22 protein-coding genes are annotated in these 20,277 nt (G+C 66.1%); 10 read left to right on the plus strand and 12 right to left on the minus strand.

All coding sequences use genetic code 11. The annotated features are described in order from the left end of the window. The first annotated feature begins 201 nt into the window (after positions 1 to 201). Positions 202 to 2,274 carry a thioredoxin domain-containing protein gene (locus ABZ293_RS01540; RefSeq protein WP_355176763.1) on the plus strand — a complete coding sequence of 691 codons (2,073 nt, stop codon included), beginning with the start codon at positions 202 to 204 and terminating at the stop codon, positions 2,272 to 2,274. 143 nt (positions 2,275 to 2,417) lie between these two features. Here the strand turns inward: ABZ293_RS01540 and ABZ293_RS01545 are convergent, their stop codons facing one another. After that, on the minus strand, positions 2,418 to 2,762 hold the full coding sequence (locus ABZ293_RS01545) for a YrdB family protein (RefSeq protein WP_355176764.1): 345 nt from the start codon (positions 2,760 to 2,762) through the stop codon (positions 2,418 to 2,420). A 197-nt stretch (positions 2,763 to 2,959) separates the two neighbouring features. On the opposite strand from ABZ293_RS01545, the gene ABZ293_RS01550 reads away from it, so the two are divergent. Beyond that, a complete protein-coding gene (locus ABZ293_RS01550; RefSeq protein ID WP_355176765.1) occupies positions 2,960 to 3,484 on the plus strand; it encodes an ATPase in 525 nt (174 codons plus the stop codon). A gap of 123 nt (positions 3,485 to 3,607) precedes the next feature. Here the strand turns inward: ABZ293_RS01550 and ABZ293_RS01555 are convergent, their stop codons facing one another. From ABZ293_RS01555 to ABZ293_RS01565, 3 genes are all read right to left on the minus strand, one after another. Then, positions 3,608 to 5,197 (minus strand): adenylate/guanylate cyclase domain-containing protein, encoded by a 1,590-nt coding sequence (locus ABZ293_RS01555; protein WP_355176766.1) that lies wholly within the window; start codon positions 5,195 to 5,197, stop codon positions 3,608 to 3,610. Continuing rightward, entirely contained in the window at positions 5,194 to 5,625 is a 432-nt protein-coding gene (locus tag ABZ293_RS01560; RefSeq protein ID WP_355176767.1) for an MMPL family transporter, read from the minus strand. The genes ABZ293_RS01555 and ABZ293_RS01560 overlap by 4 nt, the downstream gene beginning before the upstream one ends. A gap of 87 nt (positions 5,626 to 5,712) precedes the next feature. Continuing rightward, positions 5,713 to 6,336, minus strand: coding sequence for a hemolysin III family protein (locus ABZ293_RS01565; protein WP_355177117.1), 624 nt, complete (start codon positions 6,334 to 6,336; stop codon positions 5,713 to 5,715). A gap of 372 nt (positions 6,337 to 6,708) precedes the next feature. Between ABZ293_RS01565 and ABZ293_RS01570 the strand changes: the two genes are divergently transcribed. Both ABZ293_RS01570 and ABZ293_RS01575 read left to right on the plus strand, forming a co-directional pair. Further along, the gene (locus tag ABZ293_RS01570) at positions 6,709 to 7,497 is read left to right on the plus strand and encodes an isoprenyl transferase (RefSeq protein ID WP_355177118.1); all 789 of its coding nucleotides are present in this window, start codon (positions 6,709 to 6,711) and stop codon (positions 7,495 to 7,497) included. Between the two features lie 85 nt (positions 7,498 to 7,582). Then, positions 7,583 to 8,161 (plus strand): hypothetical protein, encoded by a 579-nt coding sequence (locus tag ABZ293_RS01575; RefSeq protein ID WP_355176768.1) that lies wholly within the window; start codon positions 7,583 to 7,585, stop codon positions 8,159 to 8,161. A gap of 33 nt (positions 8,162 to 8,194) precedes the next feature. Here the strand turns inward: ABZ293_RS01575 and coaA are convergent, their stop codons facing one another. Continuing rightward, a complete protein-coding gene (gene coaA / locus ABZ293_RS01580; RefSeq protein ID WP_354951569.1) occupies positions 8,195 to 9,127 on the minus strand; it encodes a type I pantothenate kinase in 933 nt (310 codons plus the stop codon). Positions 9,128 to 9,303: 176 nt separating this feature from the next. Here coaA and ABZ293_RS01585 point away from each other — a divergent pair, with 176 nt between their 5' ends. Continuing rightward, positions 9,304 to 10,500 carry a DUF885 domain-containing protein gene (locus ABZ293_RS01585; protein ID WP_355176769.1) on the plus strand — a complete coding sequence of 399 codons (1,197 nt, stop codon included), beginning with the start codon at positions 9,304 to 9,306 and terminating at the stop codon, positions 10,498 to 10,500. 27 nt (positions 10,501 to 10,527) lie between these two features. On the opposite strand, the gene ABZ293_RS01590 is transcribed toward ABZ293_RS01585, so the two are convergent. Then, the gene (locus tag ABZ293_RS01590; protein WP_355176770.1) at positions 10,528 to 10,977 is read right to left on the minus strand and encodes a nitroreductase family deazaflavin-dependent oxidoreductase; all 450 of its coding nucleotides are present in this window, start codon (positions 10,975 to 10,977) and stop codon (positions 10,528 to 10,530) included. Between the two features lie 33 nt (positions 10,978 to 11,010). Continuing rightward, positions 11,011 to 11,487 carry a PaaI family thioesterase gene (locus tag ABZ293_RS01595; protein ID WP_355176771.1) on the minus strand — a complete coding sequence of 159 codons (477 nt, stop codon included), beginning with the start codon at positions 11,485 to 11,487 and terminating at the stop codon, positions 11,011 to 11,013. Positions 11,488 to 11,655: 168 nt separating this feature from the next. On the opposite strand from ABZ293_RS01595, the gene ABZ293_RS01600 reads away from it, so the two are divergent. The 3 genes from ABZ293_RS01600 to ABZ293_RS01610 all read left to right on the plus strand — a co-directional run bounded on the left by ABZ293_RS01600 (position 11,656) and on the right by ABZ293_RS01610 (position 14,267). Further along, a complete protein-coding gene (locus ABZ293_RS01600) occupies positions 11,656 to 12,225 on the plus strand; it encodes a TetR/AcrR family transcriptional regulator (RefSeq protein ID WP_355176772.1) in 570 nt (189 codons plus the stop codon). Between the two features lie 248 nt (positions 12,226 to 12,473). Then, positions 12,474 to 13,769 (plus strand): serine hydroxymethyltransferase, encoded by a 1,296-nt coding sequence (gene glyA, locus ABZ293_RS01605; RefSeq protein ID WP_355177119.1) that lies wholly within the window; start codon positions 12,474 to 12,476, stop codon positions 13,767 to 13,769. A 192-nt stretch (positions 13,770 to 13,961) separates the two neighbouring features. Further along, entirely contained in the window at positions 13,962 to 14,267 is a 306-nt protein-coding gene (locus ABZ293_RS01610) for a hypothetical protein (RefSeq protein WP_355176773.1), read from the plus strand. Between the two features lie 324 nt (positions 14,268 to 14,591). Here ABZ293_RS01610 and ABZ293_RS01615 read toward each other — a convergent pair whose 3' ends face one another. The 4 genes from ABZ293_RS01615 to ABZ293_RS01630 all read right to left on the minus strand — a co-directional run bounded on the left by ABZ293_RS01615 (position 14,592) and on the right by ABZ293_RS01630 (position 18,388). Beyond that, the gene (locus ABZ293_RS01615; protein WP_355176774.1) at positions 14,592 to 15,029 is read right to left on the minus strand and encodes a hypothetical protein; all 438 of its coding nucleotides are present in this window, start codon (positions 15,027 to 15,029) and stop codon (positions 14,592 to 14,594) included. A gap of 82 nt (positions 15,030 to 15,111) precedes the next feature. Continuing rightward, on the minus strand, positions 15,112 to 15,849 hold the full coding sequence (locus ABZ293_RS01620) for an ESX secretion-associated protein EspG (protein WP_355176775.1): 738 nt from the start codon (positions 15,847 to 15,849) through the stop codon (positions 15,112 to 15,114). After that, the gene (locus ABZ293_RS01625; protein WP_355176776.1) at positions 15,849 to 17,060 is read right to left on the minus strand and encodes a hypothetical protein; all 1,212 of its coding nucleotides are present in this window, start codon (positions 17,058 to 17,060) and stop codon (positions 15,849 to 15,851) included. Before ABZ293_RS01625 ends, ABZ293_RS01620 begins: the two co-directional genes overlap by 1 nt. Before the next feature lie 134 nt (positions 17,061 to 17,194). Beyond that, entirely contained in the window at positions 17,195 to 18,388 is a 1,194-nt protein-coding gene (locus ABZ293_RS01630) for an FAD-dependent monooxygenase (protein ID WP_355176777.1), read from the minus strand. Positions 18,389 to 18,500: 112 nt separating this feature from the next. Here ABZ293_RS01630 and ABZ293_RS01635 point away from each other — a divergent pair, with 112 nt between their 5' ends. Continuing rightward, positions 18,501 to 19,250: a TetR/AcrR family transcriptional regulator gene (locus ABZ293_RS01635; RefSeq protein ID WP_355176778.1), complete on the plus strand. Its 750-nt coding sequence runs from the start codon at positions 18,501 to 18,503 to the stop codon at positions 19,248 to 19,250. Positions 19,251 to 19,299: 49 nt separating this feature from the next. Then, complete coding sequence (locus ABZ293_RS01640) at positions 19,300 to 19,719, plus strand: limonene-1,2-epoxide hydrolase family protein (protein WP_355176779.1); 420 nt, start codon at positions 19,300 to 19,302, stop codon at positions 19,717 to 19,719. A gap of 59 nt (positions 19,720 to 19,778) precedes the next feature. Here ABZ293_RS01640 and ABZ293_RS01645 read toward each other — a convergent pair whose 3' ends face one another. Then, entirely contained in the window at positions 19,779 to 20,051 is a 273-nt protein-coding gene (locus ABZ293_RS01645) for a hypothetical protein (RefSeq protein WP_354951591.1), read from the minus strand. Positions 20,052 to 20,277 lie beyond the last annotated feature (226 nt).

Consider the following 20,277-nt stretch of genomic DNA (forward strand, 5'->3'; position numbering starts at 1 on the left):
ATCGGTTTCAGCTCCAAGCCGGACTATCGCCTGCCGTATCCGTCGCCATGTGATGGCGTACTACTCTTCAAGTGATGGCCCACGAGTCTCCGGTGTGGTGGCGGGGCAGGTTTTGCCGTACCGCCGATCTCCATCGTGTGGCTCGAGGCGAAGAGGCGCTGAGCGAGTTACGTGCTGGCTCGACACAGGAGGTTGATGGGTGTGAACCAATTATCTGGTGCGACATCTCCCTATCTGCGTCAGCACGCCGACAATCCGGTGGATTGGCGGGAGTGGGATGCGGATGCGCTGGCGGAGGCGGCGGCGCGGGATGTGCCGATCCTGCTGTCGGTCGGGTATGCGAGCTGTCACTGGTGCCATGTGATGGCGCACGAATCGTTCGAGGACGCGCAGACGGCCGCGTTGATGAATGACAACTTCGTGTGCGTCAAGGTGGATCGCGAGGAGCGTCCGGATCTGGATGCGGTCTATATGAATGCCACGGTGGCGATGACCGGTCAGGGGGGCTGGCCGATGACGTGCTTCCTCACCCCGGGCGGCGAACCGTTCTATTGCGGCACCTACTACCCGAAACTGCCGCGCGGCGGGATGCCGTCGTTCACCCAGTTACTCGCGGCCATTACCGATACCTGGAAGACCCGGCGCGACGAAGTGGACCAGGCATCCGCCCAGGTGACCGAGGCGTTGCGAGCGCAAACCGCCGGACTGCCCGATGCCGGGGTGGCGATCTCGGCCGATCTGCTCGCGCACGCCGTCGCCGCGGTGATCCGCGATGAGGATGCAAAGCACGGCGGATTCGGCGGCGCACCGAAGTTTCCGCCATCGGCGCTGCTGGAGGGGCTGCTGCGCAGTTGGGAGCGCACCGGCGACGCGGCCGTCTTGGATGTGGTGAACCGCACCGCCGAAGCCATGGCGCGCGGTGGTATCTACGACCAGTTGCGCGGCGGTTTCGCGCGCTACTCCGTCGATGCCGCCTGGGTGGTGCCGCATTTCGAGAAGATGCTCTACGACAATGCCCAATTGCTGCGCGCCTATGCGCATCTCGCCCGGCGTACTCCCGAGCAGGACCGGGAGTCCTTGGCGCACAGGGTCACTCGGGAGACCGTGCAGTTCATCATCGATGATCTCGGTACCGACGGTGGTGGGTTCGCCTCCGCGCTCGATGCCGATACGCACCTGGAATCCGGCGGTCCCGGCGTCGAGGGCGCGACGTACGTATGGGCGCCCGCCGACTTGATCGGCGAACTCGGTTCCATCGACGGAGCATGGGCCGCTGAGGTTTTCGGGGTCACCACCGCCGGTAACTTCGAACAGGGCACCTCGGTCCTCACCCGGTACTCCGACCCCGATGCCCTATCCGACTCGGCTACCGCGGCCGTCGTCCGCGAGCGCTTCGAGCGGATTCGTGCGACGCTGCGGGCGGCCCGTGGCCGACGCCCACAACCGGACCGCGACGACAAGGTCGTGACCGCATGGAACGGTATGGCCGTTACCGCTCTCGCCGAAGCGGGTTCCGCACTGCGGCAAGATGATTGGCTGGACGCCGCCGTCCGCTGCGCCCGCTTCCTGCTGGCCGAGCATGTGGTCGACGGCCGGGTGCGCCGCGCCTCCCTCGGCGGTGTCGTCGGTGCGTCTCCCGGCGTCCTGGAGGACTATGCCTGGCTGGTCACCGGCCTGCTCGCCCTGCATCAGGCCACCGGCCAACTGGACTGGCTCGAACACGCACAACACCTGCTCGACAAGGCGATTCAGCACTTCGCCGATCCCGCCGCCCCCGGCAGCTGGTTCGACACCGCCGACGATGCCGAAACCCTCGTCACGCGTCCCCGCGACCCCATCGACGGCGCCACCCCGGCGGGTGCCTCCGCGCTGGCCGAAGCCCTACTCACCGCCGCTGCCGCCAGTGCACCGGAACCCGCCCTGCGCTACCGCGAACTGGCCGACCAGACGCTCGCCCGCGGCGCCGTCGTCCTCGCCCGCGCTCCGCGCTCGGCAGGCCAATGGCTGACCGTCGCCGAAGCCGCCCTCCGTGGCCCGCTGCAGGTCGCGATCGCGGCCGACAGCTCCACCGCGGCAATGGAATTGATCGCCACCGCACGCACTGAAGCCCCGGGCGGCACGGTCATTATCGCCGCACCCACCGACTCGGTTCCCCTCCTGGTCGACCGACCCCAGAAGAACGGCGCACCGGCCGCCTACGTCTGCCGCGGCTCGGTCTGCGACCTCCCGGTGACGACTCCTGCCGACCTGAGCGCCTCGCTGAAACGCCCCTAGCCTGCACCGGCGGTTGCCCGCGGTCTGCTCCGCATGGACCGTTTGGATCGTGCGCCGGCCGACCTGCCGCCCGAAGTCCGGGCGGCAGGTCGGTGGCGTGGATGTTCGGATCTCCCGTGCGAATTCGGGCGTCGTCGACCCGCTCACACGGTCAGGTGCCCCAGCCTGATCATCAGCAGGTTCGCGACCAGGACGACGACGAAGACGACCGCGGCCGATCGGTAGCCCATGGCCCACAGTCCGACCGTGGCGCTGCCGAAAACCACGACCTTGGTGGCGACCGCGAGCAGTGGGTAGTCGAATGACGCATTCGGTGCCGCGAACAGGCCCCAGGCCAGCGCCGCGAGGAGTGGCATGCCCACGGCCAAGACGAGTTTGAGCGGAGTCGCATTGGCGGTCTTCCAGCCCCACAGCGCCAGCGCCGCGAACGTGACCAGCTCCATCACGAATGCCAGCGTGAGGTTGGCCCATTTCCAGACTTCCAACATGTCCGTACTCCCTCGAATCATCGAGAGCATCGCTCTCTAATGAGAGCAGTGTGCACGGAAGATTCGATCTCGTCAAGTCGCTATCCGGCACCGGCCGTGGGCGTCCAGCCGGAGAAGGTGCCGTGGTCCTGCTGACGGTTCCCGGCGGGTCGGGATCGGGCCCGTCACCGTGGCCGCGGATGCGGCACAGTGGTTGGGTGACCGTGCGCAGTCAGGCACTTTTTATCGGCGGTAGGGCCGGGGTCGGGAAGACGACCGTGGCCTTCGAGGTGCATGCGCGGCTTTCGGCGGCGCGGGTGCGGCACTGTTTGATCGAGGGCGACAATCTGGATCAGGCCTATCCGGCGCCGTGGGAGCACGGACTCGCGGAACGCAATCTGGCTGCGATGTGGGCGAATTATCGCGCGCTCGGATATCGGCGGATCGTGTATACGAACACCGCCAGTGTGTTCATGAATGTGATCGATGCACTTGTCGCGGCATTGGGGGAGCAGCCCGAGATCACCGCGGTCCTTTTGACCTGTGCGGATGCGGCGGCGGCCGAGCGGCTCGCGGGTCGGGAGATCGGCAGCGCACTGGACGAGCACATCGCGCGCGGCAAGGTGATGGCCGCGAAGCTGGATGCCGAGGTCCCGGACTGGGTGCATCGGGTCGGCACCGATGGCCGTGGAGTGTCGGATATCGCGGCAGAGGTCGTTGGCCTGACTCGCTGGTTGCCTTGATCGCAGCGGTAGCGGTGACTCGTCGAAAGTCGTTGGCGCACTCTGTTTCTTGGTGAGCTCACCGACGAGGAAGGACATGATCGACCTCGGATCGCATACGTGCCCGGTACCAGGAAAACCAATTCAATTCTGGGACGGCGATTCGGTCGCCGCGGTATGCACTTCAGTGATCGGGCTGACAGCGGTCTGGTCATCGGCTGGGGCGGTATCGGGCGCCGTGTCACTGGATGTCTCGGCGGTCTCGACATCGGTCCAGCAAGCGGTGGGGTCGGGCATGCCACGCAGCAGAATATGGTCGTAGAGAGTCCATTTGGCGCGCTCGTGCGCGGCCGCGGCCTCGATGAGCGCGCCGCTCACCAGGATGCGACGCGGCACCTCTTTCGCCGCCGTGGTCAAACGGGCCGCCTCATTGACCGCATCACCGATCACCGTGTACTCCAAACGGGTATCGGAGCCGACATCACCGGCGAACACCGGACCGCGCGCCACACCGATACCGATATCGAGTTCGCCGGTGGCGATGACCTCGTCTCGGATGCGCCTGGCCGCCCGCAGCGCCGGTGTCGCATTGTCCTGCAAGGCAATCGGCGCGCCGAAGATGCACAGCGCCGCATCGCCTTCGAACTTGTTGACCAGACCGTTGTTCTCCTCGGTCGCCGCGACGACGATCGCGAGCAATCGATTGAGCTTGGCGACGAACTCCTGCGGCGGCAGACCGCTGGACAGTTCCACCGATCCGGTGACATCGACGAACAGCGCCGACACCTCGCGCACATCGCCGGTCAGATCGAATCCGCCGGCCAGCGCCCGCTCGGCCACTTCGGCACCGACATGGCGGCCGAATACATCCCGCATCCGCTCACGTTCACGCAGGTTGGCGGCTAGTTCGTTGACCGAATGCTCCAGCCGCCCGATCTCGCTGGTACTGCCGACCGGCACCCGAACGTCCAACTCGCCCTTGGTGATCAGGTCCAGCGCCCGGCGCAGCGTGCGCATCGGGGTGGCCACCGAACGGGCCAGGAAGGCGGTGGCAAGTGCGCCGACACCGAATCCGACACCGGAGAGGTAGATGGCGGTGCGGATGCGGTCCGGCGCACCGGCGGCCGGATCGGCGAGCACCACGATCAGCATGAGCAGCGGCATGGCCCCCGCCACCGCCCAGGTCATGACGACCCGGACGAGCACCGAGGAACTCCAGTGCATGGTGCCGCCGAGCACTCCTGCCACCACCGGGATGGTCGGGCGGATCAGCCGGTCGACGATCAGAAAGGTGAATCCGGCGGATTCCAGGGCGCCGAGGGTGAACAGCGCCGCCGTCACCGCCGCGCTGTTGTGCGCGGTGAGATGGGAGAACGTCGAGGCCGCCACGATCACACCGGGCAGCCAGATGGCCAGCGCCCGGATGGTTATGGCGATCGGCAGGCGCAGCAGTCGTCGCGCCTCCTCGGCCGTGGGCTTGCGCCCGGCATCGAGCCAGGCGAAGTAGACGGTGCGATCGCGCACGGCCAGCCCGACCCCGGCCAGAAAACCCACCACCGGATAGATCGACACCAGTCCGATGATGCGGTGCCAGTCGGCTCCGATCCGGCCGAGAAATCCACTGAGCCAGAGCTCGGTCACGATCACCGCGAGGCCGCTGAGATTCGCGGTGATCACCACCGCTGCCAAACCCCACCGCGCCTTCAGCGCCCAGATGACGAGCTTGGTGATCACGGCGCCGCTACGTTCGCACGTACCGTAACCCGCACTGGCACACCCGATCGCGTCGAACTCGGCAGCCACCAATTCCAGGTCCCGAACGGTTTCATCAGCGCGGGCACCAGCACCAACCGGATGCCCCACTGGAATACCGCGACGGTGCTGCTCAGGGCCGCGCCGGTGGCCAGCAGATGCATCACGATTGCCTTGATCGGCAGTGCGATGCTGCGGCCGGCGGCGATGAGGAACACGAACGAGCAGCATAGAACCAGTGCGATCACCAGTGGCAGTTTCCCGGTGATCTCCTCGGACATATCGGCGAACTCGGCCGTCACGCAACCGACCAATACGGCCGCTCCGGGCAGTACGGCGGCCCGGTCACGGATCTCCCGGACCAGTCGATCGGCGTGCCGTCTGCCGGTCTCGATCGTCCGCTGTGCCATTTCGCCCCGCCGTCTACCCGTCCCTCGTCCCCAACTCTATTGCCGCAATGGGCAATTCGGCACACCCACGATGTTTCTCGGAGCGGCTCAGCGCAGTACGACCAGCCAGATCGCGGCGTAGTGGCACAGTGCCGCGAGGACCGTCGCGGCATGGAAGAACTCGTGATGGCCGAAGACCGTGGGCCAGGGGTTCGGCCATTTGGTTGCGTAGAGGATCGCGCCGCCGCTGTAGATCAGCCCGCCGATGAGCAACAGGATCAGTGGGGCGATGCCGATATTCGTGTTCAGCTGCCCGGCCACCGGCACGATCGCCCAGCCGAGCAGCAGATACAGCGGTACCCCGACCCAGCGAGGTGCGGTGGGCCACAGGAGTTTCAGCGCCACACCGGCCAGCGCGCCGAGCCACACCACCAGCAGCAGCGTCTGCCCGGTCCGCCCCGGCAGCCCGAGCAGTGCGAACGGGGTATAGCTGCCCGCGATGAACAGGAAGATCATCGAATGGTCGGCGCGCTTCATCTGGATGCGCGCATTCGCGGTTGCCCAGGTCACCCGGTGGTAGACGGCGCTGATGCCGAACAACCCGCAAACCGTGAGCCCGTAGACCAGGGTGGACCAGCCTGCCGTCGCCGAAATCGTCGCGGCCGTGGCCACCAGGACGATCCCCGCGATCGCCGCGATGCCGACCGCCCAGGTGTGGATCCAGCCGCGCATGCGCGGTTTTGTCGGTGTCGCCGTGTCCGTGATCACGTCTGGTATCGCATCGGCTGTGCCGATCGTTTCGGACACGAGCTACCTCCTAGAAATACCCACCGGTAACCTACGGTGCCGTAAGTTGTGGGTCATCGGCCACTGTACCGGGTCGCCCGCGGTGTGGGCGAGGGCCAGAAGGCAGCGGGTGCGGGCCGTCAAGGTGATCCGCCGCCAGAAATGCGCGCGCACGAGGGTACGGGGAACGCCGCGAATCCAACACACCGACGGGAACGACGGGCCTGGAGGCGGTAGCGCAGCGTAACGATGGAGCGCACCGCGAACACCGCGAATCCGACACAGCCGGTGCCGGGATCGTGCCGGTGGGGCGTAGGGTTGGTCGCCGTGGAGCTTCCGAGTCAGGTGCGTGGTTTGCCCTACCGCATCTACGAGGCCCGGCTGTCCAAGCAGCTGGCGGGCAAACAACATCCCCGGCACGTCGCGGTGATGTGCGATGGTAATCGGCGTTGGGCGAGAGAGAACGGCTTCACCGATGTGAGCCACGGGCACCGGGTCGGCGCGCTGAAGATCGCCGAACTCGTCGGCTGGTGTGCGGACGAGGGCATCGAGATGGTGACCGTCTATCTGCTCTCCACCGAGAACCTACAGCGCGATCCGGACGAACTGGAGACGCTGTTCGAGGTGATCACCGATGTCGTCGAGGAGCTGTCCGCACCGGAGCAGAACTGGAGCGTGCGCATCGTCGGCACGCTGGACGGCTTTCCGGAACTGGTCGCCAAGCGACTGCGCACCGCGGCCGAACGCACCAGCGGACGCGACGGCGTACACGTGAATGTTGCGGTTGGCTACGGCGGTCGGCAGGAAATCGCGGACGCCGTCCGCAAACTGGTTCGTCAGGAGATAGCCGCGGGGGAGACCGGTGAGGATCTGGTCCAGTCGATCACCGTGAACTCCATCGGCCAGCACCTCTACACCTCCGGCCAGCCCGATCCCGATCTGGTCATCCGAACCTCCGGTGAGCAGCGGCTTTCCGGATTCCTGCTGTGGCAGAGCGCATACTCGGAAATATGGTTCACCGAGGCGTACTGGCCGGAATTCCGGCGGGTGGACTTCCTGCGCGCATTGCGCGACTTCGCCGCACGACATCGCCGTTACGGTATTTGATTTGCGGAGCCTGCGGCGCCACGAGCGTCGCTCGTAAGACTCGCTCCGCTGTGGTCGGGTCGGCGACGCCAGCTGAGGACGAAAAGTGAACCCGCCGTGGGGGGATGGGCCGACGCCCTACATCGACTATGCGCAGTTCGGTCGGCGGTTCCTGGAGTACGCGGCCTCCGAGCAACGCATTTCTGGCGCATTCGCCCAGCTGACCGGGGCCGCCTTCGATTTCGGGCCGATCGGCGTCGGGCCGGGCAAGTTGGCCAAGGTCGCCGCGCAGGTGCAACTCGGTGAGCCGAAGCTGCATCGGTATGTCGACGACATCATCTCCTTCGAGCTGATCATCCCGCTCGATGTCGATCTGCTGCTCGATCTCGCCGTGGACCGGCATCGCTTCCAGGTCCACGGCAATGTCCACCTGCACTTGGCCGTGCGGACCGCCGAACCGCTGCGGGTCGTCATCGATATCGCCGAGCCTCGCCCGAGCGATGTCCGCATCAATGTGGCCACCGCCACCAAGCGCGGGCAGCTGCTGCGCATCCTGGCCAGCGTCGACCATGAGATCCGGCGTTTCGTGGCGCGCTATATCGCCACCGAAATCCGCAAACCGCATATCGCCGCGGTCCGGGATATCGATGTCGCGGCTCGGCTGGACGCGGCCTGGAAGCTGTAATCCCGTCGAGCCGCCCGCAAACAGTCGCCCCGGCTAGAGCTTGCGCAATCGCAGCCGGTTGATGCTGTGGTCGGCGTCCTTGCGCAACACCAGCGTGGCGCGTGGACGGGTGGGCAGGATGTTGTCCACCAGGTTGGGCCGGTTGGTGTTGTTCCAGATCTCCTGCGCGGCGGCCGTCGCCTGGTCATCGGTGAAACCGGAGTAGTGGTGGAAATGTGCGTTCGGGTCGGCGAAGGCGGTCTGGCGCAGGGTGAGAAACCTTTGCACATACCACTTTTCGATGTCCTCGATGCGCGCGTCGACGTAGATCGAGAAGTCGAATAGGTCCGAGACCATCAACCGTGGACCGGTCTGCAGCACATTGAGACCTTCCACGATGAGAATGTCGGGTTGAGTGACGCAGTGGAACTTGCCCGGCACGATGTCATAGGAGATATGCGAATACACCGGCGCACATACTTCGGCCGCACCGGATTTCACCTCGGTGACGAAGCGCAGCAGTTTTCGGCGGTCGTAACTTTCCGGAAATCCCTTGCGATGCATGATGCCGCGCCGGGTCAGTTCCGCGGTCGGATAAAGGAATCCATCGGTTGTGACCAAATCCACACGCGGATGGTGGTCCCATCGCGCGAGCAGGGCCTGTAGTACACGGGCCGTGGTGGACTTTCCGACCGCGACACTGCCCGCGACACCGATCACGAATGGCACCTGCTGATCGGGATGCTTCTCCCCGAGAAAGGTCGCGGTCGCGGCGAACAGCCGTTGACGTGCAGCGACCTGCAGGTGGATGAGGCGAGCGAGCGGAAGGTAGACCTCGGCGACCTCTTCCAGATCGATCTGTTCGCCGAGGCCGCGAAGTCCGATCAGTTCTTCCTCGGTGAGTACCAGAGGAGTCGACTTACGCAGGGTGCGCCACTGTTTCCGGTCGAATTCCACATAGGGACTCGGCTCGCTCATTCGTGCCACTTACCCGACACTCCGTTCAGGCAAACACGCATACGTGATGCGCCGACAGTGTGAGATTCGGTCCAGCTCTCGCATAGCCGAATTCTGCTCTGCGTCAACATCGTGTGAAACGCGGGGTGCCACTACCGGGTGTAACCGGTCGATACGCAGGCCCATTGCGGCTAATGTCGGCGGACATGGAAGCGCATCCCCTCGTGACCGAGTACCTGCGACTCGGCTTGGCATTCGACCGGCTGGAGGAAGGGTTCGTCGACGCGTATACCGGCGATCCGGCGCTGCGTCGCGAGGTGGACAACGCGCCAGCACCGCAGCCGCGCGAGCTGGCCAGGCGGGCCGCGGCATTGCGTGCGGAACTGCCCGCCGCCGGGTTGGCGCCGCAGCGGACGGAGTTCCTCGACGTGCACCTGCGGGCGCTGGAATGTTCGGCACGCAAGTTCGCCGGGGACGATATCGGCTTCGTCGATGAGGTGCGGGCGTACTTCGATGTCGAGATCGCACCGGGGGATGTCGAGGACTATCGCGATGCGCACCGGCAGATGGACGAGGTACTGACCGGCGACGGTCCGCTCGCCGAGCGGGTGACGGCGTTCCGCAAGGCCGATGAGATTCCGCCGGAGCGGTTGCACGTCTGCGTCGAGGCATTCTCGGGTGCGCTGCGGGAACTGGTGCGCGAGCGCTATCCGCTGCCCGACCATGAGCACGTCACCTACGAGGTGGTCGGCGACAAGCCCTGGTCCGGCTTCAACTACTACCTGGGCAACTACCACTCCCGGGTGGCGATCAACTCCGACCTGAAGCAGCATATGGCGCAGCTGCCCACCCTCATCGCGCACGAGTCCTATCCCGGACATCACACCGAGCACTGCCGCAAGGAGGCCGGGCTGGTCGCGAATGGGCAGGCCGAGCAGACGTTGTTCCTGGTGAACACCCCGCAGTGCCTGATGGCGGAGGGGCTGGCGGATCTGGCGCTGCGCTCGATCGTCGGACCTGGCTGGGGCAAATGGGCGCAGGAGATCTACGCCGATCTGGGGCTGCGCTTCGAAGGTGAACGCGCCGAACAGCTTTCGAACGCATCGGCCAAATTGCTCGGGGTCAGGCAGGACGCCGCCCTGCTGCTGCACGATCAGCATCGCGATGCCGACGAGGTCGCCGGATTCCTGCAGCGCTGGAGCCTGACCACCCCCGAACGCGCCCGCCAGTCCCTGCGCTTCCTGTCCTCACCGCTGTGGCGCGCCTACATCAGCACCTACGTCGAGGGCTACCGCCTGCTCGGCGGCTGGCTGGACCGCGCGGCCGATGCCGACGATCGCGCCGACCGCTTCCGCCGCCTGCTCGACGAGCCCCTCACCCCTGGCGGTCTGCGCGCCGGGTGAGCTCGACGCACGCTCAGCTGTGGCGACCTAGTCCGCGGTGAATGTAATACGCACCGAAATCGGGTCCGATTCCAGTGCTTTGATCGTCCATGCGGTGGCTTGGGCGGGAATGCGGCCCTTGGCGAAGCTGCGCGCACGGGCGACCACGTCGTCATCGGGGACAAAGGCGGCGGTGCCGGTGTACCAGCGCTTGCCGTGACGCAGCCGGACCTGCGGGTTCGCGGTGATATTGCGGGCCCAACCGGCGCGGTGGCCGTGCTGGGAAATGAGCCAGGCGCCCTCGTCGTCGATCGAAACGGTGACCGGAACGCGACGCGGCTGACCGGATTTCGCGCCGGTGGTCTCCAGTTCGGCGAGCAACGCGGAGCGGATGCCGATCCGATCCAGCAGTCCGACAGCGGGATTGACGATATAGCGGCCGATGAAGCGTTCGCGCCGGAACTTGCGCACGGTCGCTGCGGTGGTGCGCTGACTCATGGTGTTCTCCTTCGTCAGCCTGCGGCCTCCGGCTCAGCGGAAGATGACGCAGGTGGTGGTGCCGTGTGCGACCAGACGGCCCTGGTCGTCGACGATGCGGCCTTCGGCGGTGGCCGTGGTGCGGCCGATGTGGATGGTGGTGCCGGTCGCGATCAGGCGACTGCCGTGGGTCGGCACCGCGCGGATGTAGTTGATCTTCAGTTCCAGCGTCGTATAGCCGACACCGGCGTCGAGGGTGGTGTGCACGGCGCAGCCCATGACCGAATCGAGCAGGGTCGCGCAGATGCCGCCGTGCGTGGTACCGAGCGGATTGGCGAAATCCGGGCGGGTCCGCAGCCCGAAGACCACTTCGCCGTGCTCGATCTGCTCGACCTCCATGCCGAGTAGATCGCCGATGAACGGCGGCCGCCCCTGCGCCGTCATCGCGGTGCGCAGCAGTTCGAGCCCGGACAGCTCGGCCAGGTCGGTCGGTGCCCCTGACTGCGCCTCGCTAGCGCTCGGCTCCGTCATGACCGCCACTGTGGCTGTGTCGGATGTTCGCTCGCTGCGCTCGCTCATATGACAATCCCGTCTTTCGGTGAACCGATCGGTCCATATCTGTCATGATTGGAGCATGGACCGATCGGTTCACGCAACCATGAGTGCGCTAACAATGGACACAGCCCAGGGAGGACAGCGATGACCGCGGGTCCGCGCGACCGACTGATCGAAAGCGCCATCGAGCTGGTTCGTGAGCAGGGTGTGCACGCGGCCGGGCTCGCCGCCCTGCTCGAGCGCAGCCATGCCTCTCGGAATTCGCTCTACCAGCACTTTCCATCCGGTAAGAGCGAGCTGGTCGAGGTCGCGACCAAGACGGCGGGTGAGCGCCTGGCCGCCGTGATGGACAAGATCACCGCGACGGGCGCGCCCGTGCAATGGGCGAGTGCGCTCACCGGCTGGTGGCAGCGCGCCCTCACACACAGCTCGTTCACCACGGGCTGCCCGATCGTCGGTGCCGCACTCGCCGAATCCGAACCGGATGTGCAGGCGGCGGCGGGCGCCGCCTTCACCGACTGGACCGACCGACTCGCGAACGCATTGTGCGACAACGGTCTATCGGTCGAGCAGGCGCGCTCACTGGCCGGATTTGTGATCAGCGCGCTGGAGGGCGCCATCATCCAATCCCGGGCGCTGAAATCCACTCGGCCCCTCGACGACGCGCAGATCCACCTCACCGCTCTGCTGCGGTCCGCCGTCCCCGAGGCTTGACGCGCGGGCCAGCAGAGGCGCATCAGCCCGTCGCGCACCCGCGGATAAGATGGTCGGACGCGACTGGCGCACTCGAGGTGGAAGCAACCACCGGGAAGCACCCTCGCCCCGCACCGCGCGCCTGGGTGCCGGGCTCATGTGCTTCGGGGTGCGCACCCCGAGGCATCCGGACCACGGAGGTTGCTATGCACACCGAGACGCAGAACCCCCTGATCGACGCGGCGCGGACGGCCAATAGACTCGATCAGGTGACGCAGACGACCGCCTCTGTCAATACCCAATCTCTCGGTGAGCTCGATCCCGAGCTCGCTGCCGCGATGGCAGGCGAACTCGCCCGCGAACGCGACACCCTCGAGATGATCGCCTCGGAGAACTTCGTGCCGCGCGCGGTGCTGCAGGCGCAGGGCAGCGTGCTCACCAATAAGTACGCCGAGGGCTACCCGGGCCGTCGCTACTACGGTGGCTGCGAGCACGTCGACGTCGTGGAGACCCTCGCCCGCAACCGCGCCAAGGAGCTCTTCGGCGCCGAATTCGCCAATGTGCAGCCACATTCCGGCGCACAGGCCAATGCTGCGGTGCTGATGGCGCTGATGGAGCCGGGTGACCGGCTGCTCGGCCTGGACCTCGCGCACGGTGGTCACCTCACCCACGGCATGCGGCTGAACTTCTCCGGCAAGCTCTACGAAGTGCACTCCTACGGGGTCAGCAAGGAAGACCACCGCATAGATATGGACGAGCTGCGCAAGACTGCGCTCGCCGCCCGTCCGAAGGTGATCGTCGCGGGTTGGTCGGCCTACCCGCGGCACCAGGACTTCGCCGCGTTCCGGGAGATCGCCGATGAGGTCGGTGCCAAGCTGTGGGTCGATATGGCCCACTTCGCCGGTCTGGTCGCCGCCGGGCTGCATCCCTCGCCGGTGCCCTACGCCGATGTGGTGTCCTCCACCGTGCACAAGACCCTTGGCGGTCCGCGCTCCGGCCTGATCCTGGCCAAGCAGGAGTACGCCAAGAAGCTGAACAGCTCGGTATTCCCGGGGCAGCAGGGCGGCCCGCTCATGCATGTGATCGCCGCCAAGGCCGTGGCGTTCAAGATCGCGGCGGGTGCCGAATTCAAGGAGCGTCAGGAGCGCACCCTGTCCGGTGCGAAGATCCTGGCCGAGCGGCTCGGCGGCGCCGATGTCAAGGACAAGGGCATCAGCGTCCTCACCGGCGGTACCGACGTGCATCTGGTGCTCGTCGACCTGCGCAACTCCGAAATCGATGGTCAGCAGGGTGAGGATCTGCTGCACGAAATCGGAATCACCGTGAACCGCAATGCCGTTCCGTTCGACCCGCGCCCCCCGATGGTCACCTCCGGCCTGCGCATCGGCACCGCCGCGCTGGCCACCCGTGGCTTCGGCGATGCCGAGTTCACCGAGGTCGCCGACATCATCGCCACCGCGCTCGCGGGTGGTTCCGATGTCGACGCGCTGCGCGCGCGGGTCAGCAAGCTGGCTCGGGAGCTGCCGCTCTACAACGGTCTCGAGGACTGGCGTCTGCTCGGCTGATCCCGGTTCGATTCGATTCGCCTGGGAACTCGGCGTCGCGTCGACAGCAACCCTGCGGTTGTGTGCGCGCTGGCCGGGTTTCCAGGCGAATTCGTTCGGTGCGTACCGGGTCGCGGGGGCGAATGTTGCAGCAGTTGTGTCAAGGGCGAATTGCGCTTACCTTTGTCGGTGAATTTCCGGCAATGGGGTTGAATGGTGAAGCGTCAGTACATATTCGGTGTGGGTATCGCGGTCTTCGCGGCGGCGATGCTCGGTGTCGGTGCCCCGGTGGCCAGCGCCAAGGAGGTAGCGCCGGGCGTCAGTTGCAGTGCCGACCTGTGCGACAACGACACCGATGAGGTGTACCGCGTGACGGGCTACGGATATTGCGACGGTGAGTTGAACGCACTGACCCGGTCGCTCCAGCCGCATTCAACCGAGCGGATCACCTGTCTCGGCGGCAACGCGGTGGAAGGCTTTTCGGCCACCGGCGCGTACGTCTCCAACTTTCCTGGATAGACCAGGCCTTCGCGGGCGCTGGTTGCACGGCTGCGTTCTTTCGTGAATTCCGTTGACGCAGCCGACATTGATTCAGCGCTACAGAGTTGGCGTGCGGCCCGGAGGCGAGAATGTGGGCGGTCGTATCGGTGGCGACACCTGCGGTGGCGTCGGGGCCAAAGGTCGGGGCGGTTGCGCGTGGATTTGGTCATCAGCGCGCATCTGCTGCCGCCCGAAAATGGCCGCCGAATCAGCCGGGCCGCAACAGCTCTGGCAGTGCGTACCCGCCGCGATTCCATGGCGGGGCCTGGCATCGGTCCGGATTCGATTCGACGGCAACCGAATTCAGGACGGGAGTTGAATACCCTTGGTGGCAGCCAACTTCGCGATCTGCTCCATCTCGTCGATGGCGACCGCGACGTAGGCGCGCAGTTGGCCATCGTCATCGCGGCGCAGCAGGTATTCGTAATCGCAGTCGGTCAGCAGATTGCCTTCGACGTCGTAGAAGTGCCAGCGGACGTGCAGACGGGTGATGCGATCGGTGAGATCCACATGCTCGAGCACCGTGTGGTCGACGCTGGCCAGGCCGAGCGCCTGATACAGCGGATAGGACTGCTCGAGGCCCTTCGCCATCTCGGCGGTGGTGGCCATGGATCCCACGAAAGCGTCGGTGACCATGGTTCCCGGCGCACCCCACTGCGCGACCGAACGCTGCGCGTCGAACGCGCTCAACGCTTCCTGATACTCGACTAGATAGGATTCGATTTCCGCGGCGGTTGTCATCCGACAAACCTATCGAGCGCCCAACTTCCCATGAACCACCTGGGTATTCCCATCGCGGTCAGGGGCAGTGGGCACGCGGATCCTATTGGTCCATGCGCGCTTTCGCGCGGACGATGGACTCGTCGAGATACCGCGTGATGTCGGCGCTGTTGGCGGGGCGGATCATCAGGGCGCGGTTGGCGGGGATCTCGCAGTAGCGGCCGCCCTTGGTGTCGATCCAACGGAGTTTGCCGGTGCGCAATGGTTCGGCATTGCGTGGGCCGACCAGGACGGTTGCGGTGCCGCTGGTATCGCAGGGTTGGCGCCAGAAGCGGCGGTAGCGGTCTTGGACGGTGCGGGCGGGAGCGTTGCCGAAGAGATCGGGGCGGTCGTCGCTGAGATCGTCCAGGAGGTAGCTCTTTTCGGCCGCGGTGCCGGGCGCGGGATCGGGGAGCAGGCGGATCAGTTCGGTGGCCAACTGGTCGACGCGGACGCGGCGCAGCCGCACCTTGCCGCCGTCCGGTGCGGGGGCCTGCAGGGCGATGACGCCGGGTCCGCTGCGGGTGGCGCAGCCGATGGCGCGCATTTCGATCCCGCCGCGCGTGTTATCGATGCCGAACAGTTCGATGCGCCACTCGGGTCGGGCGAGCACCTGCACGGCGCGCTGTAGCGGCGCATGGTCGGCATGGGCCAGTTCGGCCCGGAATTTCCGCTGGTAGGAGTGATATTCGTGGAGTCCGGGGAAGCGGCTGGTGAAGCGAAACGGAAAGGGCATGCGATCCAGGCCGGTACCGAACCAGGCCGCCGCGAACTGCTCGGCGGACAAGGTCCATTGCGTCATCATTGCGCCCCGAGCACTGGCGGCACGGTCTTTTCCACTTCGCCGATGAGCTCCTCGCCATGCTCCTCGGTACGCAGGTACCGCGCCGCCTTGTGCTCGCCGTCCTCCCCGCGTCGGGCACGGGCCCCTGGCGGAAACATCCCGGAGTACCCGGCGCCCCCCGCAGCGCCCACCCGGCTCGGCGTACCGGTGGCGGGTTGTGTCGTTGCCGCTCCCGGAGTTGTGGTTCCCGGTACCGACTTGCCGGGACTCGGCGTCGTCGCGCCGGCACCGGGTGGGCCACCAGGACTCGGAGAGGTAGCGGTGAGGCTCGGAATCGAGGTGCCCGGCGTGACTCCGGCCGAGGTGACGGTGATCGGCCAGGTCGGCTGCGCACCGGTCGTCGATGGTGTGGCGGTGGTCGTGGCGGTATGTGTGCTGGAGGTGGGTGTGGTCTGCGAACCGCTCGGCTGGGTCGGTGAAACCGATTGTGGAGCAACAGCTTCGGCCTTTCCCGAGCCGACCGTCTTACCGGAGTCCTCCGCCTTGGCCGGCTCCTGCGTCTTACCTGTGTCCTCGGGTTTGTTCGGATTCCCCGCTTTGCTCGCATCCTCGGTCTTCCCCGGCTCGGTCGCCTTAACCGAGTCCTCCGTCCTACTGGGCTGACCCGACCCGGTATCGGTTGGCGATGTCCCCGGAACGACTCCGGACACCGCCCCCGGAACGGAGATCGGATCGACCGGCGGCGGCAGCGTCGGAATCGTCGGAGCGGTATTCCCATATGGCTGGATGTACAGGGTGCTCATATCGTCGCGAGCCTGCTCCTCCTGCGTATTACGCAGTTCGGGTCCGCCCGGACTGTTCGAGGTCTGCACCACCGGTGGCACCGCAACCTTGAACCGCGCCGCCGCACTCGCGGCCGAGGATAGTGGTGCCGATTGCTGATCCAGTGACACACCGAGTTCGCCGACCCGCGTGGCGTAATCCCGGATGGCGCGCACCGCCCGGTCTGCGGCGGCGCCCTCCCAATGCTGTTCCACTGCTTGCTGAATCGCGGTTTCGAACTGTTGGCCCGCTTTGGTCACCGCCGCCGAGATGGCCGCCCAGGCGTCGAATGCGCCGTCGAGTCCGTCCGGATTCATCTGGTCGGCAGCCTGTTTGATTTCCGCGTGCGAAAAGTTCTGCGCGTTCTCGGGATTGGTGATCGCGCGGCCGTCCGTCTGTGCTGTCATGGCCGACTCAGCCCCTTCCGTCAGTGCCGTCTGACCATATAGACGCACCCGACCCCACCCCGGTTCCATCGAAACACAGCCGATCTCGCCGTGCTAGACCGTGCGGTCCGCCGAAGGTCGGGGTGGTACCGGTGTCAGTTCGCATTCGCGGCCGCGACCAGCGCCGGGTAGTCCGGCAGCTCGATGGTCTTGACGTTCTCGGTCATTTTCAACATCTTGTCGAACATCCACGAGTGCAGGAACCAGTTGCGGAACTTGATGCCGTACGCGGTCTTCGGCGCGAAGAAACGCCCCGCATTGCTGTAGTCCGCGAGTTTGGTGAGGGAGCGCATGAGCTCGTCGTAGCGCGCGAAGGCCGTCGGATAGTCGCCGTCGGCGAGCGCGAGTTCACCGGCGATGATGTAGGCGCCCTGCACCGCGAGTCCGGTTCCGAAGCCGCCCAGGGTGTTTCCGTAGCCCGAATCGCCGACCAGCGCGACCCGTCCCCGGCTGTAGCTCTTCATCTTGCGCACCATGCTGATCGAGTCCAGGAAGAAGTCGTCGAACTCGGCCATTTCGGCGAGCATGCGCGGCGCCTCCCAGCCGACGTCGGCGAAGGTCTCCCTGATGATGCGGCGCTGCGCCGCGGTGTCGTCACGGGCGTAATCGAGTTCGGGCGAGGCGAAAATGTAGAGCTGCTGTGCCTTCGAGCCGCCGGTGATAACGCATTTGCCCGGCTCGTTGTAGCCGTAGGCGGTCACCCGCTCGGGGGCGCCCTCGGACCTGGTTGCCCACGGGCTCGCGCCCGCGACGCAGTAGTAGTGGCCGAGGTGCTTGACGAATTCCCGCTCCGGTCCGAACGCCAGACGCCGTACCCGCGAATGGATTCCATCGGCGCCGAAGACCAGATCGAAGGCGCGCGGCGCGTTCTTCTCGAATTCGACCCACACACCGTCGTCGGTTTCGGTCAGGGCGCTGATCGAGTCGCCGAAGATGTATTCGCAGTCCCGGTAGGTCTTTTCGTACATGATCCGCGCCAGATCGCCGCGCAGGATCTCCACATCGCCGCCGGTGAAATCGCCGGAGATGACGGCCTGCTGCTTGCCATCGCCGTCGACGATCGCGATATCGGTGGTGCCGGTTCGGTGCGCGTAGATCTCGTCCAGAATGCCCATCCGCTCGAGCACCTTGTGGTGCGTTTCGCCGGTGAAGTCGACCGCCTGACCGCCGGGCCGCAACTGCGGCGCGCGCTCGACCACGGTGACCTCGAATCCGTAGTGGTTGAGCCAGTAGGCGAGGGCCGGGCCCGCGATGCTCGCGCCGGAGATGAGGACGGACTTGTTACGCATGATGACTCCTGATGTCGGTATCTGTGTCCGATGGAATCTGTATCCGCTGGACACGAATTAGAGTATGGTAGACACAGTTACTTGTCAACACGCTTTCCGGAAGGATGTGCAGATGCCGTCACCGACCACCGTCGAACTGCTCTGGGGCACCCAGCAGCGACCCAAGCGCGGGCCCAAGCCCGCGCTCTCACTGGAGGGGATCGTCGCCGAGGCCATCTCGCTCGCCGATGCCGAAGGTCTGGCGAATCTGTCTATGCAGCGCCTGGCCGAACGCCTCGGCTTCACCAAGATGTCGCTGTACCGCTATGTCCCCGGCAAGGAGCAGCTCACCGCGCTGATGTTCGACACCGCCATGGGGGCCCCGCCGGATATGGCAGCGGCGCAGGTGGATTCGACCGAAGAACCGTGGCGTGGTGCACTGCGCCGCTGGGCCCGGACGATTTTCGAGCGCTACACCGCCCATCCCTGGGCGATCGAACTCACCACCGGACTGCGTCCCATCGGGCCCAATGAGATGGGCTGGACCGAGGCCGCGCTGGTGGCGCTCAAGGACAGCGGGCTGAACGGATCCGAGCGACTGGACACCATCGTGCTGCTCAATGGGCACGTCCGCAGCCTGGCCCAGCAGGTCAACTCAACCGGCGGCGATGCCACGGTGCAGTTCAACGCGCAGTTCGCCGAGATGATGACCGCGGCGGGCGACCGCTATCCCGAGGTTGTCGCGGCCTTCGCCGAGGAGGCGTCCGCGACATCCGCGGCGCCCTACGCCGGGGGGCCGAACGATGCCTTGAATTTCGGTATCGCCCGTGTGCTCGACGGCCTGGCCGTGCTCATCGAGCAGCGCCGACGCGAATCGCGGTGAGCTGCGGTGGGCACTGTCGAGCGATGCAGCGGCGGCCTACGCTCGGAATATGACCGAAGAACTCGAGCTGGAACAGGACGCGATCACCACCGTGCGGGAGTTCTTCGCCGCGCTGGAACTCGGCGCTGTCGAGGAGGCGCTCGACCTGCTGCACCCCCACGTCATCTGGAAGAACACCTCGCTGCCGACCGTCGGCGGCGGCCTCACGCGCCGAATTCTGCGCGGCCTGAACCGTGACACCATCGGCTTCGCGGCCGAGATACATCACATCGCCGCCGACGGTGACATCGTGCTGACCGACCGCACCGATATCCTGCGCGTCGGCCCGCTGCGGATCGCGTTCTGGGTCTGCGGCACCTTCGAACTGCACGATGGCCGAATCCTCCTGTGGCACGACCACTTCAGCTGGGAGAACTTCCTGCGCGGGACCGTCGTCGGACTGGTCCGCGCCGCGCTGCCCAACCGCTGACGGAGTCTTGCGGCGAGTCGAATGGCGGCTGCCCGAAGCGCGCAGTCGACTCGCCCCGGTCAGGAGTGCTCGGCCAGGTAGTCGAGGTAGTACGGCCGCAGCACCTCGGCGATCCTGCCGTCGCCCGCGTGGATGTAGTCATCGATCATCGGGACGACGTACTTGATATCGGCCTCGCTCTCGCCGAGATCGCCCGCGGCGGCCTCGGCGGCCGGGATCGATTTCAGCAGCCGCCACAGGTATTTGATGTCCGCGCGCCGCACCGCGAGCCGGACCGCCCGGTCGTGCAGCTCCTTGGACGACAGCTTCTCCAACTCCTCATTACCGGCCATACCTGCGACTCTATCTGCTGCACCAATAAGGGGTTAACGACAAATTCACGGACACGCCTACCTGTGCCCGAGCGGAGACCGGGCAGTCGGCGGTAGCGTCGGTGGTGCGGGCCGCGTCGGTGTGGCTCGTACGGGAGGTCCTGAACCGTGACTGAGCTATTCAGTACGAGAGGGCCGGCACCCGGCCCTCAGGGCATCTGACGCAAGTCGGATCCCATCGGGACGG

Source organism: Nocardia sp. NPDC005998 (assembly GCF_040614395.1).
GTDB lineage: Bacteria > Actinomycetota > Actinomycetes > Mycobacteriales > Mycobacteriaceae > Nocardia.

What these genes read in the sequence shown, in the direction of transcription:
- ABZ293_RS01545 (WP_355176764.1), bottom strand. Translation starts at nt 2,762, where the DNA reads ATGTTGGAAGTCTGGAAATGGGCCAACCTCACGCTGGCATTCGTGATG.
- ABZ293_RS01560 (WP_355176767.1), bottom strand. Translation starts at nt 5,625, where the DNA reads ATGGCACAGCGGACGATCGAGACCGGCAGACGGCACGCCGATCGACTG.
- ABZ293_RS01565 (WP_355177117.1), bottom strand. Translation starts at nt 6,336, where the DNA reads ATGCGCGGCTGGATCCACACCTGGGCGGTCGGCATCGCGGCGATCGCG.
- ABZ293_RS01585 (WP_355176769.1), top strand. Translation starts at nt 9,304, where the DNA reads ATGGAAGCGCATCCCCTCGTGACCGAGTACCTGCGACTCGGCTTGGCA.
- ABZ293_RS01590 (WP_355176770.1), bottom strand. Translation starts at nt 10,977, where the DNA reads ATGAGTCAGCGCACCACCGCAGCGACCGTGCGCAAGTTCCGGCGCGAA.
- ABZ293_RS01595 (WP_355176771.1), bottom strand. Translation starts at nt 11,487, where the DNA reads ATGACGGAGCCGAGCGCTAGCGAGGCGCAGTCAGGGGCACCGACCGAC.
- ABZ293_RS01600 (WP_355176772.1), top strand. Translation starts at nt 11,656, where the DNA reads ATGACCGCGGGTCCGCGCGACCGACTGATCGAAAGCGCCATCGAGCTG.
- ABZ293_RS01610 (WP_355176773.1), top strand. Translation starts at nt 13,962, where the DNA reads ATGGTGAAGCGTCAGTACATATTCGGTGTGGGTATCGCGGTCTTCGCG.
- ABZ293_RS01615 (WP_355176774.1), bottom strand. Translation starts at nt 15,029, where the DNA reads ATGACAACCGCCGCGGAAATCGAATCCTATCTAGTCGAGTATCAGGAA.
- ABZ293_RS01620 (WP_355176775.1), bottom strand. Translation starts at nt 15,849, where the DNA reads ATGACGCAATGGACCTTGTCCGCCGAGCAGTTCGCGGCGGCCTGGTTC.
- ABZ293_RS01625 (WP_355176776.1), bottom strand. Translation starts at nt 17,060, where the DNA reads ATGACAGCACAGACGGACGGCCGCGCGATCACCAATCCCGAGAACGCG.
- ABZ293_RS01630 (WP_355176777.1), bottom strand. Translation starts at nt 18,388, where the DNA reads ATGCGTAACAAGTCCGTCCTCATCTCCGGCGCGAGCATCGCGGGCCCG.
- ABZ293_RS01635 (WP_355176778.1), top strand. Translation starts at nt 18,501, where the DNA reads ATGCCGTCACCGACCACCGTCGAACTGCTCTGGGGCACCCAGCAGCGA.
- ABZ293_RS01640 (WP_355176779.1), top strand. Translation starts at nt 19,300, where the DNA reads ATGACCGAAGAACTCGAGCTGGAACAGGACGCGATCACCACCGTGCGG.
- ABZ293_RS01645 (WP_354951591.1), bottom strand. Translation starts at nt 20,051, where the DNA reads ATGGCCGGTAATGAGGAGTTGGAGAAGCTGTCGTCCAAGGAGCTGCAC.